We start from the raw sequence: 15,474 nt of genomic DNA, 5'->3' as shown, positions 1-15,474 counted from the left end.
GCTGCCGTTCTGCGCGGGGGAAGTGCCGAATTCTTCCGGCGCGTGGCGCGGATCTATCAACAAAAAGCCCGCTCAACTGGCGGGCTCTCTGCGGTCTAGACCTGTCAATTTCGGGAGCTGAATAGCTCGACAGGTGTCAGCGCGCGGCGAGTGTCGATCGCACGCTGCTTCCGCTGGGCTTCGCGGGCAACTCGGGTGGGATCTTCCTGGGGCTCGACGATGCGCGAGACTGCGACAGCAAAGTCAGTTTGCTCGGTCAGCAGCCGAGTCGTCAGAGCGTCAAACTGTTCCTTGGTGACGGGCTTCATCGCATAGCTCCTATTGGTGGATGGCTCGTTGGCGCAAAATAAATCTCAAATTCTTGTCAGAATCGAAAAAATGCTTTCGTTTGATCCAGACGAGACCCTCAGACTTCGTGATAACTGCAACGTCGATCGGCCCACCGACGCTTTGCTTGGGAGTTGTCACTCTCTCCTTTAGAGACTCAAGCGTCACAAGCGTTTCCGCGAGGTGAGCCATCTCTTCAAGCGGTAATGCAGATATCACGCTTCTGAGCGGGTGATAGTGCTCTCTTAGAACCTTCCCATACCAGTCGTCCGTGAACGCCTCGCGTGATTGTTCCGCGTCTGCTTCCAGTGTAGGTGGTTCGGCAACGCCGAGACGACCAAGAACCGATCGGGCGAAGTCTAACGTATATTTCCGATACAGAGTGTCGACCGACGCGAACACATCGAAACCAACGCCCCTCATAAATGCCTCGACGGCTGACGTCATCGCGAAAGGGATGATGTTTGAAGGTACCTCGTTTGAGATGGCGCTCTGTTGTTTTACATCATATGCAAGATGGTCGCCCATGAAGCCGGCTACGGAATATTCGATGAGGCAGGGGAAGTATTCGAGCTTGCCATAGCCGGCGAACACGACTCCGGTGGTCGGTAGCAGCGACTCGTAGTTTCGGAAGTAGTACTTGCAGGCGACAGCCACGAAACGATCTAGGTCAATTACGTCCGACAGACCGCCCTGTTCGAGTCCGCCGAAAACGATGTCCCTGAATCGCTGAGGCGGTGCAGCCAGTGTGCGAGCTGCCGCCTGTCCCAAAGCATCGGTCTTGTACGGCCTACCGTCGAGTTCAGCCTCTATCGCCAGTAGGGCAGCGGAGGCTTGCGGCGCCCGATCCGCCGATGGCAACGCAGCGTCTGAGATCGTCGGGTCGTGACTTTGCATCAAACTCAACAACTGGCCCGCAGCCGTCTGCAGTCCGTCGACGAAAGAATCGTCGCGCACGGTCGTGGAGATTGGGCTAGCCGCCGATTGAAGGAATGAGAAGAAATTCTCTGCGTATTCTTGGACAGAGTCGAACTTGTTGGTTTGGAGGTGGTCGGCGCGATACGCCTTGATTACAACCTCCCACGGCATGCCGCAGACGGACGCGGTCCCGAAGATCATTACGCCAACGGGTTCCGTATGGGACAGCTGGAAAATTTTGTTCCCGCCCTTCGAGTACCGCGGCTCGCCCTGACCGTTTGTCGTTGTAACCGCACTGTCAGCTGCGATGACGACCGCATACTTATTCAGGACCGCGACTTCGCACGTCATCTGATTTCCCCGGGCGTTGGTTTGTGCATTCTTTGATCGGCAGCGTAGCTGTAGCGCATTGATTTCGCAATCGAGATTTGCCGAGGGGACGCGTGTCGCACGGAACTGTTCCACCGAAATTGTGTGAACTACAGTGAAATTACAGTTGGGATGAGCTTGGACAGCTCTGATTGACCTTGATTAGCCTTGGTTTTGCAGTTTGCGAGTTGCGCAAGGCATTAATTTGTAAAGAGTTGTGGGGCGCTGATAAAACTCCGAAGGCAGGGGTTGCTGGTTCGATCCCAGCCGGGCGCGCCAAGTCTAGTCAGACTCTCAGCGGTTTCCTTCCTTCGTCGTGCAGTACCGTTGCAGCTAGATTGCAGCCGGAATCGGAGCGGGCTCGGCCGTGAGCGGCGCGACGCTGTGCGCCAGATGATCGGCTGACAGGTGAGCGTACCGCTGCACCATTTCCATCGTCTCCCATCCGCCCGGTCCCTTCAGCACTTGCAGCGGCGTGCCGCGTCGCACGTGCCAGCTTGCCCAGGTGCCGCGCAGGTTGTGCCCGCGGAAGTCACTGATATGTGCACGCTTCGACGTCTTTCGCCAGGTTTCGGTCGCGTCTGCGCCGCGATCGCGTCGAGCGAACGCGCGAGCGTGCCCTTCGTGCCGGCGCGGCCGATTGCGGCCCGCACGTCGGTGATGAGGAACGGACGGTTCTCGCCGGCCGACCGACTGCGGCGAGCGTGCGTCCTGCGGCGGGCAGCAGACGGGCATTTGCTGAAGAACAACAGGCAAGTCACCGGTCGCAACATGTAGTCCAAACTCGTCGGCATCGAATATTCAATCGATCTCGATTTTCGTCCATGTGTAATCAAGTGTAATTGAGCTCGAGAGGCCATTTGTCTATTTTATATCCAGGTGAGAACCGATAAGGGTAGCTTGCCGATACCTTTGGATCGCGGGGCGCTCTGGCCTTGCAATTCAAGGGGATTTTAAGAAGGACGAGGCCGATTATTTTCTCAATTATCTTAAGGAAAATATCATGAGTGACGTGATCATTGAATTCGCCGCGGATCGGAGCCGCTGCATCGGCGTTGTGCCCGATTCTGGCCAGGGCGGCTTTGTAGGTCCCAACTCGCCGTTGGCACTACGCTATCTGACCGAACAGGATGTACTAAACGTGTGGCATTTTCGTGCCAGCCCAGGGTTCTTCATTCTCGATTTCACCAGTCCTGATTCTCCAGCGGAGCAATTGGCGATCGATTTTAAGGACGGAAAGGTTGCTGCCGAGACACCGCTCGTCGTGCGTAAATTTACCGGTGCGGTATCTCAGCGGTGGAGCCTGACTATGCGCCCGGGATATATCACGTCGGTGGCAAATCCGAATCTCGTGATCGACGACCACTTCGACAGTTTGCAAGGCAACAACGTCATTTGGGCGTTTGCCTATAACGGGACTCAGGCGCAGCACTGGAGAGTCACCAAGGTGCTGGATGCGTTAGCCGCCAAAGCGCCCCAATACGCGTAATTGATTTTTCGGGCCGCGGTCGTCGCCGTTCCGGCCGACATTGCCATCGCATCACATCGAAGGGGCTCTTGGGCCCCTTCGATGTGAGTGAATCCAGGCGTCGAATTCCCCGATCCGTTTTCCTGAAGTCGTCCAGGCATAGCGTCACCGCACGGTATCGCGCCGTCATTTCCCCCGCTATTCCCCCGCCTTTCCATTGTGCGAGAATCGCCCGCAACGACAACTCCAAGCGTCGATCGCGGCGGCCGTCCGCGCATCGCGCCGACTCCGATGGCTGCCATTCCGTCCACCCCGACCGCAGTCGCTGCCTGCGCGCTGACCGATGCGCAGCAGGCGCTGCTCGCGCGTCTGAACACCTATTCTCCCGACGATCCGCACGCGCCGCTGCCATACAGCCGCCGCCTTGCCGAAGCCGAAGGCTGGTCGCATGCGCACGCGCTGGCCGTGATCGAGGAGTACAAGCGTTTCGCGTTTCTCGCGCAGGCGGCCGGGCACCCGGTCACGCCGTCGGTCGCGGTCGATGCCGCGTGGCATTTCCACCTGCAGTACACGCTCGAATACTGGGACGTCTTCTGCGCCGGCGTGCTGCGTGCGCGACTGCATCACATGCCCGCCACGGGCGCGCCGGACGAGGGCGCGGTGTACGCGCAGCGCTATCGCGACACGCTCGACAGCTACCGCCGGCTGTTCGGCTATGAGCCGCCGGAATCGATCTGGCCGCGCCCCGTTGACCGGCCGGCCGAAGCGGTGCCGCCGCAGGCAGACGAGCCGGCCCTCGCGCCGACGCGGAGCACGTGGCGCAACCGGCTGCCGAAACTCGCGTGGCCGGCGGCCGCCGCGAGCGTCGCCGCGACCTGCGCATCGGCGCAAGACTTCGACGTGCTGAACTACACGGGGCCGCAGTTTCTCGCGTTCTACATCCCGGCCTGCGTGGCCGCGCTGCTGTTGATCGGGCTTGCGCAACAGATCGAATACCGGTGCCGGCGCAGGCGCGCATTCTCGTCGGACCTGACGGTCGAGCAGGCCGCGTACCTCGCCGGCGACGAGTCGCGGGTCGTGCAGGTCGCGACGCTGTCGCTCGTTCACGCCGGCGCGATCGAGCTGGCGATGGCCGGGCGACTGGGCGGGCGCGTGCGGCTCGTCGATGCGACACGGGCGGGCGAATACGGGGACGAATGTGAATGGCTGGCCGGGCAGCCTGAGGGGGAGGCCAGCTTCGGCGCGTTCCGTCAGTTGCTGGCGCGTCGCGCTGCCGAGCAGGCGAAATCGTTGCGCGCGCGTGGCTGTTTCTGGGCGCCGGGCGACATGCGGACGGCGCGCATGGCCCGCGCGATCGCGCTGGGGGTGCTCGGCACGGGCGCGGCGAAACTGGTGGTCGGGCTGAGTCGCGGACGGCCGGTCTTGTTACTCGTGATCTGCATGGCGGCGTTCGCGATTGCATACCGCATCGTCGTGGGGCGGCTGACCGGGTTCGGGCGGCCCGGCCTGACGGTCGGCGGGCAGGCGTCGCTCGTCGCCCGACGGATTGTGCGCAGCGACGAACACGACCGGCCGGACGCGTTGCTGTGGACCGCCGCGCTGTTCGGCGCGGGCGCGCTGACCGGCACCGCATGGGCCGCGTATTCGATGGTGCTGATGGAGCCGCCGCCGTTGACGCCGACCGCCGCGCGGGCGGGCGGATCGACCGGTTCGTCCTACAGTTCGAGTGACTCGTCGTCGAGCTGCAGTTCGTCGAGCTCATGCAGCTCAAGCAGTTGCGGCGGCTGTTCAAGCAGCTGAGCACAGGGCGCGCTGCCGGAACAGCGCGCCGGGTCGCCAGCGTCAGGCAAGCGGCACGGCGCGCGTCGAACTACGCGATCGCGGCATCCGCAGGCGTTCGTGCCTGCGCAGCGCGCCCGTCCCCCGCCTCGACGATCAGCGTCCAGTCGAACGCCGGCAGTGCGCAGACTTGCTCGACGGTGGCCGTGTACTCGTGCTCGGGCGCGTGCAGATAGCGCACCTTGTCGGTCCATTCGGGCAGCGGCGCCTGCGACGAGGTCACCACGACCGCCAGCAGATCCTGTTCCGGCCGCCTTGCGATTTCCTGCAGGCTCAGCCGGACCTTGTCGAGGTCGCCTTCGGCGTCCAGGATCAGCGCGCCGGGGATCGGCGCATCCGGCCGGCCGGGCGGGTTGCCGACCGCGCCTTTGTCGATGCACTGCTGATACACATGGCGATAGCGCGGCAGCGCCTGCTGCAGCGCGTGATGCTTGCGGACCTTCGCCTGCGCCGTGCGCGCGAGCCCGCGGCGCAGCGCCGGGTTCGCGATCAGCCGATCGAGCGCGTCGACCCAGGCCTGCGGTTCGTCCGGGACCAGCAGGCCGTCGCAGCCGTCGTGCAGCGCGAGGCGATAGGCTGGCCGGTCGCTGACGATCGACGCGATGCCGGCCGCCGCGTATTCCTGCCACTGGATCGTGCTCGTGCCGGCGTTGTAGTCGTGGTCGGCGAGCGGCAGCAGCGCGACGTCCCAGCGCCGTTCCGGCAGGCGTCGTGCGTGCGCGTCGTAGTCGTGAAGCTCGGGCTCGCACCCGGCGGCCGGGTGGCCGGCCCAGCCTGGCGGGACGTCCGCGCCGACGAAACTCACCTTGACCTTGCCGGGATGGCGTGCGCAGATCGCGTGCAGCGCCGCGTCGACCAGCGCGAAGTTGTCGGCGCGCAGCGACGCGCCGGCGATGCCGATCGTCACGCAGTCGTCGCCGCGCGCCGTCACGGGGCGGTAGAACCGGTCGAAGTCCACGCTGTCGGGCAGCACGTGAACGCGCGGGTGCGACAGCCGGTAGCGGCTGGCGATGAACGGCGTGGATACGATCACGGCGTCCGCGTTGCGCAGCACGAGCTCGATCCCCGCGCGGGCCATCCCGCCTTGCGTGGCGAGCGGATGCGCGGCCGGCAGGTCGGTCAGCAGGTCGTCGGTCTCGTAGATCACCGGCTTTTCATGCTTGAAGATCGTGTACAGGTCGTTGCCCGTCAGCATGCCGGGCGTCAGCCGGTGCAGCAGGATGGCGTCGGCCGTGGCCAGCACGCTGCTGTCGATCTGGCCGTCCCGGATGCCCGGGACGAGTTCCCATTCGTCGTTCAGCAGACCGAACGGCAGCGTGAGGCGAATTCGCGATGACGCGCACGCGTCCGGATCGATCGAGTACACGATCAGGCGCTTGCGGCGCGGTGCGGCGTCCGCCGTCGCGGCGACGGGCGCCAGCGTCCGGTTCTCCGCGAGCAGCCGCGCGTACAGCACGCCGTGGCGCGCGGCGTTGCGGCCGATGTCGTGCTGCGCACGGATCGCATCCTGCGCGGCCGCGGCGAGTTGCGCGCGGGTTTGCGGATGCTCGATCAGGTGCGCGATCGCGTCGACCCACGCGTCGGCGGTGTCGGCGACGAGCCAGCCCGTGCGGCCGTGGACAACCGGGCAGCCTTCCGCCGGCGTGGCGACGAGCACCGTGGCCGCGCCGGCCGCCGAGCATTCGAGCCATGCGCGCGGCGGCGCGTCGTCGTGCAATTTGACCGGCGCCGCGACCAGCGCGATGTCGAGGTCCGCGCGCTTCAGCGCGTCGGCGTAGCTGTCGTAAGGGGCAGGCTCCGCGATCAGCGTGACGTCCGGTTCGCGGTCCCAGCCGGCCGGCAGCGCCGCACCGACGAACGATACCCGGAGCTTCCCCGGAAACCGGCGGCGGAGCTCGACCAGCGCCTGGCGGACCTGCTCGAGACGCACGTCGTCGAGACCGGTGCCGGAAACCGCGAGGTTCACGTGGTCGCGCACGCCGGGCGCCGCGCGGTGCAGACGCTCGAGATCGACGCCGGTCGGCAGCACGTGGACCGATGCGTTGACATGACGGTACTGCCGCGCCAGCGCTTCCGACGGCACGACGAGCGCATGCGCGCGCTGCACGGCGCTGCGGATGCCCGCCTTGCGGCGCGCGTTGTCGGCCGCGCCGGGGATGTCGGCGAGCAGCGTGTCGAGCGGCGTGTCGATCTCGAGGACGACCGGCTTGCCGAGCGAAAACAGGTGTTCCAGCGTGGCGGGAGACAGCAGGCCCGGCGTGTCGCCCTGCAGCACGATCAGGTCAGCGCGCTGCAGCGCGTCGGGATCGATGCCGGCTGGCGTGACAGGGAACGTCAGCGCCCATTCGCGGTCCAGCCGCGCGAACGGCTGCGCGAAGCGCATGCTGGTGCGCGCGTGGTCGGCCGGCTCGGCGGTGACGACCGCGATGCACGAGCGCGGCGCGGACGCGGGCCGTCCCTGGGCGGCGGCGCCCGTCGCGAAGGCCTGCGCATCCAGCGTGTCCGCGTGGGCCTGGGTCCGCTCGACGAAGTTCTGCAACTGCTGCCAGAACGCCTCCTCTTCCTTCAGGTAGACGCTGCGCGCTTCGTGAACGGTGGCCTTCGCGTGGGCGATCTCGTGTTCGTCGAGCCCCCACGCGATGCCCTTGCCGTCCATCACCCACCGGGTCGGCTCCGACAGCGACGCGTCATTCATGATGCACACGACCGGGCAGCCGCACAGCAGCGCTTCGAACACGGCGGTGGACCATTCGTACATGTACACGCACTCGACCTGTCGGAACAGCGCCGCGAGTTCGTGCGCCGAACGTTCCGGCACGCGGGTCGAGATTTCGATCGACTCGGCGGTGACCGGATGCAGCGTGCCGCCGCGCCGCAGGTGGCGATTGATGAAGACGGCCGTGCCGTTGCGGCGGGCGTCGTCGACACCGTCGCTGTTGAAGATGCGCGTGTCGACCAGCGGCATGCGCAGCAGGTCCGCCTGCCATTCTTCGGGCACCAGCGACGGCCCGAACGTGAAGATGAGGTCGTTCGGCTGCAGGGTGATCGGTTCGCCGTTGATGCGGCCGGGCTCGGCCAGCAGGTAGCGTACGACGCAGCGCGCGTTGAACGGATTGCCGGTGACGACGTCCGGGTAGACGACGATCGGGCTGCGATTCGCGCGGGCGTGCGCTTGCACGATGTCGTCGGTCAGCGGCGGCGTGCGCAGGTCAGGATGCACGACCGGCGTGCAGACGTACGCTTCGTGGCCGAGCAGGTTCAGCACGTGGCACAGGTAGTGCATCGCGCGGATCCCGCCGGAGGTTTGCCGGAAATTCGGCGCGAGGATGTAGTACGGGTGGCCGAGTCGCGTAAAAATGCGCGAACCGCCGTGCGCCAGGCCAAGTTTGGGAGTCGTCATCGTTATCGGGTGCGGTAGAAATCGAAGACCACGTCGAGGATGCGATCCTGTTCGGCTTCGGTCATGTCGTGGTAAAGCGGCAGCCGGACGAGCCGGTCGGCGACGAGGTCCGTCACCGCCATGCCGGACCCGCAGCGCCCGTAGCGCTGGCCGGCCGGCGAACTGTGCAGCGGCACGTAGTGGAACACCGCGTTCACGCCCACCGCGCGGATCTGCTGCAGCAACTCGGTGCGTTCGGCGAGGGTGCGTGCGAGGAAATAGAACATGTGGCCGTTGCCGCGCTCGGCGAGCGAAATCGCGGGCAGCTCGATCAGCCCGTCCGCGTGCAGCGGCCGCAGCGCGTCCTGGTAGCGCTGCACGGTCGCGCGCCGCTGCGCGGTGATCACGTCGGCGTGCTCGAACTGCGCGTACAGGAACGCCGCGATCAGCTCGCCCGGCAGGAACGACGAGCCGACGTCGACCCATGTGTACTTGTCCACCTGCCCGCGGAAGAACTGACTGCGGTTGGTGCCCTTCTCGCGGATGATTTCCGCGCGCTCGACGAGGCGTGGGTCGTTGACCAGCAGCGCGCCGCCTTCGCCCGAGATCACGTTCTTGGTCTCGTGGAAGCTGAGGCACGCGAGGTGGCCGAGACTGCCGAGCGGCTTGCCGTTCCACGACGACTGCAGCGCCTGAGCGGCGTCCTCGATCACCCACAGGTCGTGGTCCGCCGCGAGCTGCCCGATCACGTCCATGTCGCATGCGACGCCCGCGTAGTGCACCGGCACGATCGCGCGCGTGCGCTGGGTGATCGCGGCGGCGATCTGCGTCTCGTCAAGGTTCAGCGTGTCGCGGCGGATGTCGACGAACACCGGCGTCGCGCCGCGCAGCACGAACGCGTTGGCGGTCGACACGAACGTGTAGGACGGCATGATCACTTCGTCGCCGGGCTGCACGTCGGCGAGGATCGCGGCCATCTCGAGCGCGGCCGTGCACGAGTGCGTGAGCAGCGCGCGCTGGCAGCCGATGCGCGCTTCCAGCCAGCGGTGGCAGAGCTTCGTGAACGCCTGGTCGCCGGCGAGGCCGCCCTGCTCGACCGCTTTCGCGATGTAGTAGAGCTCCTTGCCGACCACGAACGGGCGGCCGAACGGAATGACGTCGAGATTGGGTGGGCCGAACATGGTCAGGCTCCGCAGTAAGGGGGGACGTTCGGCCGCGCGACTCGCGCGCGGCGCCGCTCAGATGTCCTTGCGGACGAGAATCGTGAATTCGTACAGGCCGTAGTCGTGCAGCAGCGCGACGTGGCGCGAATAGCGGCGCTTGCAGCGATCGAACAGCGCGCACGGGTCCGCGTAGTACAGGAGGTCCGGGCGCATGAACGGCGGATCGGAATACGACGTCAGGCAGTTGAACGCGAAGCCCAGTCGGCTCGTCGCGTGCAGCGTGTCGAGCGTTGCGTGGATGTAGTCGAGCCATGCGTCGTCGCCGTGACCGCGCCTGACGTTGAAGATGCCGGATGCGATCCCGTAGTCCGACGCGGCCTGCGGCACCGCGCCGACATGAAACGCGACGTTCGCGTCGTCGCGATAGCGCTGCCGCGCGGCGTCGACCATGTCGGACGAGATGTCGTAGCCCGCATACGCGAAGCCGTCCGGCAGCGCACGCGCCTTCAGGAAATCGACCAGCGCGCCGTAGCCGCAGCCGATATCGTTCACCGAGTGGCCGCCGGACTCGGGCAGGATCTTCGTCAGTTGTTCGAAGCGCAGGAACTGGCCGGTTTCGCCGTTCCAGTCGACGCCGCGCGCGGTCGCGCCGTGCTCGGCCAGCCGCGCGCTGTAGTACGCGGCCACTTCTTCCAGCAGGCTCGCATGCCGGGATTCGCTCATGGACATCGCCTCAGTCTTTCGAGGTCAGCGCGTACCGACGCGCGTCGGGACCGCAGTTGAACAGCACGTCGAGCACGGTCACGCCGTGGACGAAGTCGCCCCACTGCTGCGGATACTCGGGATAGGTCGGGTAGTCGAACCAGCGCACCGCGACGCCGGCATCGGCGAACAGGTTCTCGTCGAGGTAGCTGCGCGCGGCCGGGCCGGACAGGTACTCGGTCGCGCCCGCCTGCACGCACAGGTTCAGCAGTTTCTCGGTGCGGTCGCCGTGGAGCGCATAGTCCGACGTCGACGACACGCGCGTGCCGATTTCCAGTTGCCGCAGGACCCACGTCAGCATCGCGACATTCAGCTCGCTCAGCATCCCGTAGGTGCGACCGGTGTAGAGCGCTTCGAGCTCGTCCGCATAGCGCGCGAAGTGCGGCGCGCGCGCGTAGTTCTGCTGCAGGGCCTTCCAGTGCAGCGGCGCCCAGTCGGCGCCGTCGATCTCGGTTTCGCGGATCGACTGGTGATACTTGCCCTTCACCTTCACCGGCACGCTCAGCCATTGCACGCCCTGCGGCGTCTTGATCTGGTTGCGGTTGCGCCAGTCGCGGCGCGTGTACTGCGCGTCGTCGTAGAGGATGAACTCGTCGCTGGCGGCGATCAGGTCGAAGTAGCCCTTCCACGGAATGTAGTTGGACTGGACGATCGCCACCCGCTTCGCGTCGCGGTTCATGGTCGCACCGCTCATGCCGGAATGTGGCCGTACCGGTACATGTCGACGAGCTCGGGCGGAATGCCCCAGTCCGTTGCGCCCAGCTTGTCGTGCAGCGCCTCCAGGTCCGCGCGCATCGCGTTCCGGAGCTGTTCGACCATGCGGTTGCGCGCCGGCACGAAGTCGTGCTGGTACGCGGCATTGATCTGATGGCGTACCGTCTTCGCGATCGCCGCCTCGCGCGTCATGTTGCGGATCAGCGGGCGTTCTGGCGCGAGTTCCGCGTAGCGCGGATCGATCGGCTCGCCGCGCATCGCCGCGACGAGATCGCGGCTCAGCACCGGCGACAGGTGGAAGCCGTCGCGCTTGGTGCCGCCGAGAATCCACAGGTCGCGCACGCTCGTTTCGCCGAACAGCGGATACAGGTCGGACGTCGTCGGTCGCCAGCCGACGTTGACGTTGACCAGGTTCGCGCGCGAGAAGCGGGTGTTGATCTGGTCCATCGCGGACTTGAGCAGCGTGTACGCGCTGCCGGCGTGGCCGTGCTCGTGCGGCACCGGGCTGATGTAGTTGCTGGCGCCGACGAGGGTCCGGTCGGGCCCGTACGGCGCCGAATACACACCGCACGCGAGGCCGCGGTTGGTCGTGCGCACGCAGTGCGTGTGCACGTTCTCCGTGCTCTGCAGTTCGATCGACATGCCGATGCCGTAGAACATCCGCTGCACCGGCAGCTCGGGCAGGCTCGCCTGCAGCACGCGCGTCACGTTGGCGCCGTTGCAGAGGATGAAGCGGTCCGCGCCGAGCACGCTGCCATCGGACAGGCGCGCCCCGGTGACGCGTCCGGCCGCGGTGTCGAGCCGCTCGACCTCGGCGTCGATGAAGCGCACGTTGCCGGCTTGCGCGACCGACGCGGTCAGCGCGTCGAGAAACTGTTTGGGATTGACCCAGCCTTCGCGCTTCAGGAAGACCGCCTTCAGCGCGCGATAGCGCGGGTCCGGATGATAGTTCGGGATGCCTGACGGATCGACCGCCTCGCAGGGCTCCTCGAATTCGCGGCAGAACCGCTGCATGGCCGCGAAGTTCTCGTCGTCGAGCGCGTCGGTCGCCGCGTTGTTCAGCACGAAGGTGCCGAAGCCGTGCGCGACCGCGCGCGCCGGCGTGCAGATTTCAGCGAATACGGCGGGCCAGGCCGCCGTCGCGCCGCGGCTCAGCTCGAACTTGAAGCGGTCGATCGGCGTGCCGAGCGAATCGCCTTCCAGCTCGGTGAACGAATTGAGCATCGCCGCCGCAGCGCGCGTGGCCGAGCCGGGCCGATGCGCGTGGCCGACGATCACGAGCTCGACGCCCGCGTCGGCCTGCTGCCATGCGCGGGCCGTCATCAGGCCGAGAATGCCGTTGCCGAGGATGGCGATTTTCATTTGCGTGTGCCCCCACCTTCGGGGAATGACAGGTAGCAGAGCGACGGATAGGCCGCCGCCTTGTGGATCTGGTGCGGACGGTTGCCGAGCAGGTCGCGCAGGTAATGGACGCCTTCCGCGGGCAGCTGGCCGCCGCGGGTGAGCTGCCAGAACGCGACGACGCCGCCGGGCACCAGCCGCTCCATCACCGCGTCGAACGCGTGCCGGGTCGGCTCGATCACGTTCAGGTCGAACCACGCGAGCGCGACCATCTCGCCGGGATGCGCTTCGCCGAACGCCGCCAGCGTGTCGCGGCAGTCGCCTTCCCACACGTGGTGCTTGTCATGCACGTGTCCCATCGCGTTGCTGCGCTCGTGCAGGTTCAGCAGCTTGCGCAGCAGGTCGGCGTACTCGCCGGACAGCGAGTACGTGCCGTCGGAGAACAGCTTGCGGTCGCGGGTGTCGTGCTCGGCGAAGCCCGTGTAGCCCGTGAACGTATCGAATGCGTGGATCCGGCGCTGGAAGTTCAGCGGCTCGAGAATCGCGCGGAAGTTCTCGCACAGCACGGCGGTCTGCCCGCGCCACGTGCCGAGATCGAGGATCGCGCCCGGCAGCGGCACGATTTTTTGATAAATCTCGAAGGTCGCGAGAATGCGTGCGAGGAGCGAGCCGCGCACGAACAGGCCGAGCGACCGTTCCAGTTCCTCGCGCGTCGCGGGGTAGGTCTGCATCAGGTCGAACAGTTCGCGGCGCGCCGCGAGCTGATCGCCATCTGCGTTGGTGATGATCGCTGATTCGTGCATACACAGGGCTCCAAGCGCAAAGGGTGTGACCGGACGAGCGCGTGTCGGCGCGGTGGCATCGGAATGCGCAACCGTCCGAGCGTCGCAGGTCGGACATCTTTCTACGATCAAGTCTAGCGAGCGCCGCCAGGATCGAATGTCGGATTAGCGGGTGGTTTCACCCCGCATTTCGATGGATGCGCGCGTGTCCGGCGCGAATTCGGGGCGCCCGAGGGGGCGGCGTGCAGTCGCGGGAATAGCGACCAATTCCAGCACCTGCTCGCCAAATTGGAACGCGGCGAGCGCGTGGAGAATTCGGACACGTCGGAGACCGTCGGTGCGTGCGTCCGCGGGCGAAGGCGTGTGCCGACGCAGCGGTGCCGGCCGCGATTCGAATCCCGTATTGGCTACCAGGACGACAAAGCTCATGATGCCCACCTCCCCCGCCGCCGCCACGATCGAACAGGCGCTGGCGCACCATCAGGCCGACCGGCTGGAAGAGGCCGAGACGCTGTACCGGCAGATCCTCGACACCGATCCCCGGCACGCGGACGCGCTTCACCTCCTCGGCCTGATCGGCCATCAGTACGGGCGCTATCAGGAGGCATCCGACCTGATCATGGCGGCGATCGAGATCCGGCCGGACGCGATGTACTACTACAACCTCGGCAACGTGATGCAGGCGGACAACCGTCACGCCGCCGCCGCCGAGTGCTTCCGTCTCGCCATAGAGCTGCGACCCGACTACGTCGATGCGTACAACAACCTCGGCAACGCGCTGCGGCTCGCCGGCGACGCGCGCGCGGCCGTCGATGCGTTCTGCCAGGCCATTGCGCTGAAGCCGGACAACGGCCAGGCCTACAACAACGTTGCGAATGCGCTGTTCGATCTGAACGAGATTCCGGCCGCGCTCGAGGCTTACCGGCACGCGGTCGCGCTGCGCCCCGAACTGCCGGAGCCGCGCAGCAACCTGCTGTTCGCGAGCCACTTCAGCGAAGCGTTCGACCACGACGCCTATCTCGCCGAGGCCGCGCGCTACGACGAACTCGTCACGCGGTGCGCGACGCCGTGGACGGACTGGCTCGTCGACCTGGCTCCCCGGGTCGGGCGGCCGCTGAAGGTCGGCATCGTGTCGGGCGACCTGAAGTCGCATCCGGTCGGCTATTTCATCGAGAGCATGCTGAAGCATCTCGACGCGAACCGGATCGAGATGCATGCGTACCCGACGCGCGACGTCGAGGACGACGTGACCGCCCGCATCAAGCCGGCCTTCTCGACATGGACCAGCATCGCCGGCCTGAGCGACGAAGCGGCGGCTGCGCGTGTCCGCGCGGACCGCATCGACGTGCTGCTCGACGCGGCGGGCCACACGGTCTACAACCGCCTGCCGCTGTTCGCGTGGAAGCCCGCGCCGCTGCAGGCGAGCTGGCCCGGTTATTTCGCGAGCACCGGCGTGGGCGCGATCGACTACGTGATCGGCGACCGTCACGTGCTGCCGCCCGCCGAGGCCGCGCATTTCACCGAGCGGCCGTGGCACCTGCCGGACAGCTATCTGTGCTTCACGCCGCCGGCCGAGCCTGTCGACGTCGGCGCGCTGCCGATGCTCGCGAACGGCCATCCGACCTTCGGCTATTTCGGCAAGCTCGCGAAGATTACCGATCATGTCGTCGCGGTCTGGTCGCGCGTGCTGCAATCGGTCGCGGGCGCGAAGCTGTTCGTGAAGGCCGAGCATCTCGACGATCCGCGCGAGCAGCAGGCGCTTGCCGCGCGCTTCGCGGCGCACGGCATCGGCGCGCAGCGCCTGATCCTCGAAGGCCGCTCGCCGCGCGCCGAATACCTGGCCGCGTACCGGCGTGTCGACCTGATGCTGAGCCCGTTCCCGTATCCGGGCGGCACGACGACCGCCGAAGCGCTGTGGATGGGCGTGCCCGTGCTGTGCCGGCGCGGCGAGCGCTTCCTGTCGCACATCGCCGAGAGCCTGCTGCATTCGGCGCGGCTGCCCGAGTGGATCGCGGACGACGACGCCGCGTATGTCGCGAAGGCCGTCGCGCAGGTTGGCCAGCCGGCCGAGCTGGCGGCGCTGCGCACGACGCTGCGCGCGCAGGTGCTCGCGTCGCCGCTGTGCGACGCGCCCCGCTTCGCGCGCCACTTCGAGGACGCACTGCACGGCATGTGGGCGCAGCACGTCGAAGCCGCGCCGGTCGCATCCGTGTGAGGCCGCCTACGACTTGACGTGCGTGGGCATTTCCATGGTGGCGGCAAGCGGAACATGGCGGCCCTCGCGCCGAACACCGCGCCGGCCGACGTGATCGTCATTCCGACCGGTGGCGCGTGCGCGACACCGTCGTCGGGATGGCACGCGATGGGATGGCGGCGTCGGCCGTGATGATCGGACACGGCGGCAGGCGGATC

At 66.5% G+C, this 15,474-nt stretch carries 12 protein-coding genes and 1 pseudogene; 3 read left to right on the top strand and 10 right to left on the bottom strand.

Annotated elements, in window-relative coordinates; all coding sequences use genetic code 11:
• Positions 1-104 precede the first annotated feature (104 nt).
• The 3 genes and pseudogenes from HWX76_RS25245 to HWX76_RS25235 all read right to left on the bottom strand — a co-directional run.
• Positions 105-308 (bottom strand): hypothetical protein, encoded by a 204-nt coding sequence (locus HWX76_RS25245; protein WP_176016519.1) that lies wholly within the window; start codon positions 306-308, stop codon positions 105-107.
• A gap of 10 nt (positions 309-318) precedes the next feature.
• Positions 319-1,596, bottom strand: coding sequence for a hypothetical protein (locus HWX76_RS25240; protein WP_176016518.1), 1,278 nt, complete (start codon positions 1,594-1,596; stop codon positions 319-321).
• A 351-nt stretch (positions 1,597-1,947) separates the two neighbouring features.
• A pseudogene (locus HWX76_RS25235) lies at positions 1,948-2,181 on the bottom strand (tyrosine-type recombinase/integrase); the annotation flags it as partial.
• 436 nt (positions 2,182-2,617) lie between these two features.
• On the opposite strand from HWX76_RS25235, the gene HWX76_RS25230 reads away from it, so the two are divergent.
• Positions 2,618-3,103 carry a hypothetical protein gene (locus HWX76_RS25230; protein ID WP_050015937.1) on the top strand — a complete coding sequence of 162 codons (486 nt, stop codon included), beginning with the start codon at positions 2,618-2,620 and terminating at the stop codon, positions 3,101-3,103.
• Positions 3,104-3,373: 270 nt separating this feature from the next.
• Entirely contained in the window at positions 3,374-4,882 is a 1,509-nt protein-coding gene (locus tag HWX76_RS25225; RefSeq protein WP_050015939.1) for a TIGR04222 domain-containing membrane protein, read from the top strand.
• Between the two features lie 70 nt (positions 4,883-4,952).
• Here HWX76_RS25225 and HWX76_RS25220 read toward each other — a convergent pair whose 3' ends face one another.
• The 7 genes from HWX76_RS25220 to HWX76_RS25190 form a co-directional block, all read right to left on the bottom strand.
• Positions 4,953-8,321 carry a glycosyltransferase gene (locus tag HWX76_RS25220; protein WP_176016517.1) on the bottom strand — a complete coding sequence of 1,123 codons (3,369 nt, stop codon included), beginning with the start codon at positions 8,319-8,321 and terminating at the stop codon, positions 4,953-4,955.
• Between the two features lie 2 nt (positions 8,322-8,323).
• Positions 8,324-9,481 carry a dTDP-4-amino-4,6-dideoxygalactose transaminase gene (gene rffA, locus HWX76_RS25215; RefSeq protein WP_050015942.1) on the bottom strand — a complete coding sequence of 386 codons (1,158 nt, stop codon included), beginning with the start codon at positions 9,479-9,481 and terminating at the stop codon, positions 8,324-8,326.
• Positions 9,482-9,538: 57 nt separating this feature from the next.
• Complete coding sequence (locus HWX76_RS25210; protein ID WP_050015944.1) at positions 9,539-10,186, bottom strand: class I SAM-dependent methyltransferase; 648 nt, start codon at positions 10,184-10,186, stop codon at positions 9,539-9,541.
• Between the two features lie 10 nt (positions 10,187-10,196).
• Complete coding sequence (locus tag HWX76_RS25205) at positions 10,197-10,919, bottom strand: WbqC family protein (protein WP_176016516.1); 723 nt, start codon at positions 10,917-10,919, stop codon at positions 10,197-10,199.
• Entirely contained in the window at positions 10,916-12,301 is a 1,386-nt protein-coding gene (locus HWX76_RS25200; RefSeq protein ID WP_176016515.1) for an FAD-binding oxidoreductase, read from the bottom strand. The genes HWX76_RS25205 and HWX76_RS25200 overlap by 4 nt, the downstream gene beginning before the upstream one ends.
• Positions 12,298-13,083: a class I SAM-dependent methyltransferase gene (locus HWX76_RS25195; RefSeq protein ID WP_059561588.1), complete on the bottom strand. Its 786-nt coding sequence runs from the start codon at positions 13,081-13,083 to the stop codon at positions 12,298-12,300. The genes HWX76_RS25200 and HWX76_RS25195 overlap by 4 nt, the downstream gene beginning before the upstream one ends.
• A 144-nt stretch (positions 13,084-13,227) precedes the next feature.
• Positions 13,228-13,491, bottom strand: a complete 264-nt coding sequence (locus HWX76_RS25190) for a hypothetical protein (protein WP_060733872.1) — start codon at positions 13,489-13,491, stop codon at positions 13,228-13,230.
• Here HWX76_RS25190 and HWX76_RS25185 point away from each other — a divergent pair.
• Positions 13,490-15,277, top strand: coding sequence for a tetratricopeptide repeat protein (locus HWX76_RS25185; RefSeq protein ID WP_176016514.1), 1,788 nt, complete (start codon positions 13,490-13,492; stop codon positions 15,275-15,277). The two genes, HWX76_RS25190 and HWX76_RS25185, sit on opposite strands and share 2 nt — an antisense overlap.
• The last annotated feature ends 197 nt before the right edge of the window (positions 15,278-15,474 follow it).

Origin of the sequence: Burkholderia sp. BCC0398 (genome assembly GCF_902833245.1) — a bacterium.
GTDB lineage: Bacteria > Pseudomonadota > Gammaproteobacteria > Burkholderiales > Burkholderiaceae > Burkholderia > Burkholderia sola.
The sequence above is the reverse complement of the archived record's forward strand: the minus strand, read 5'-3'. Positions and strand labels throughout refer to the sequence as shown.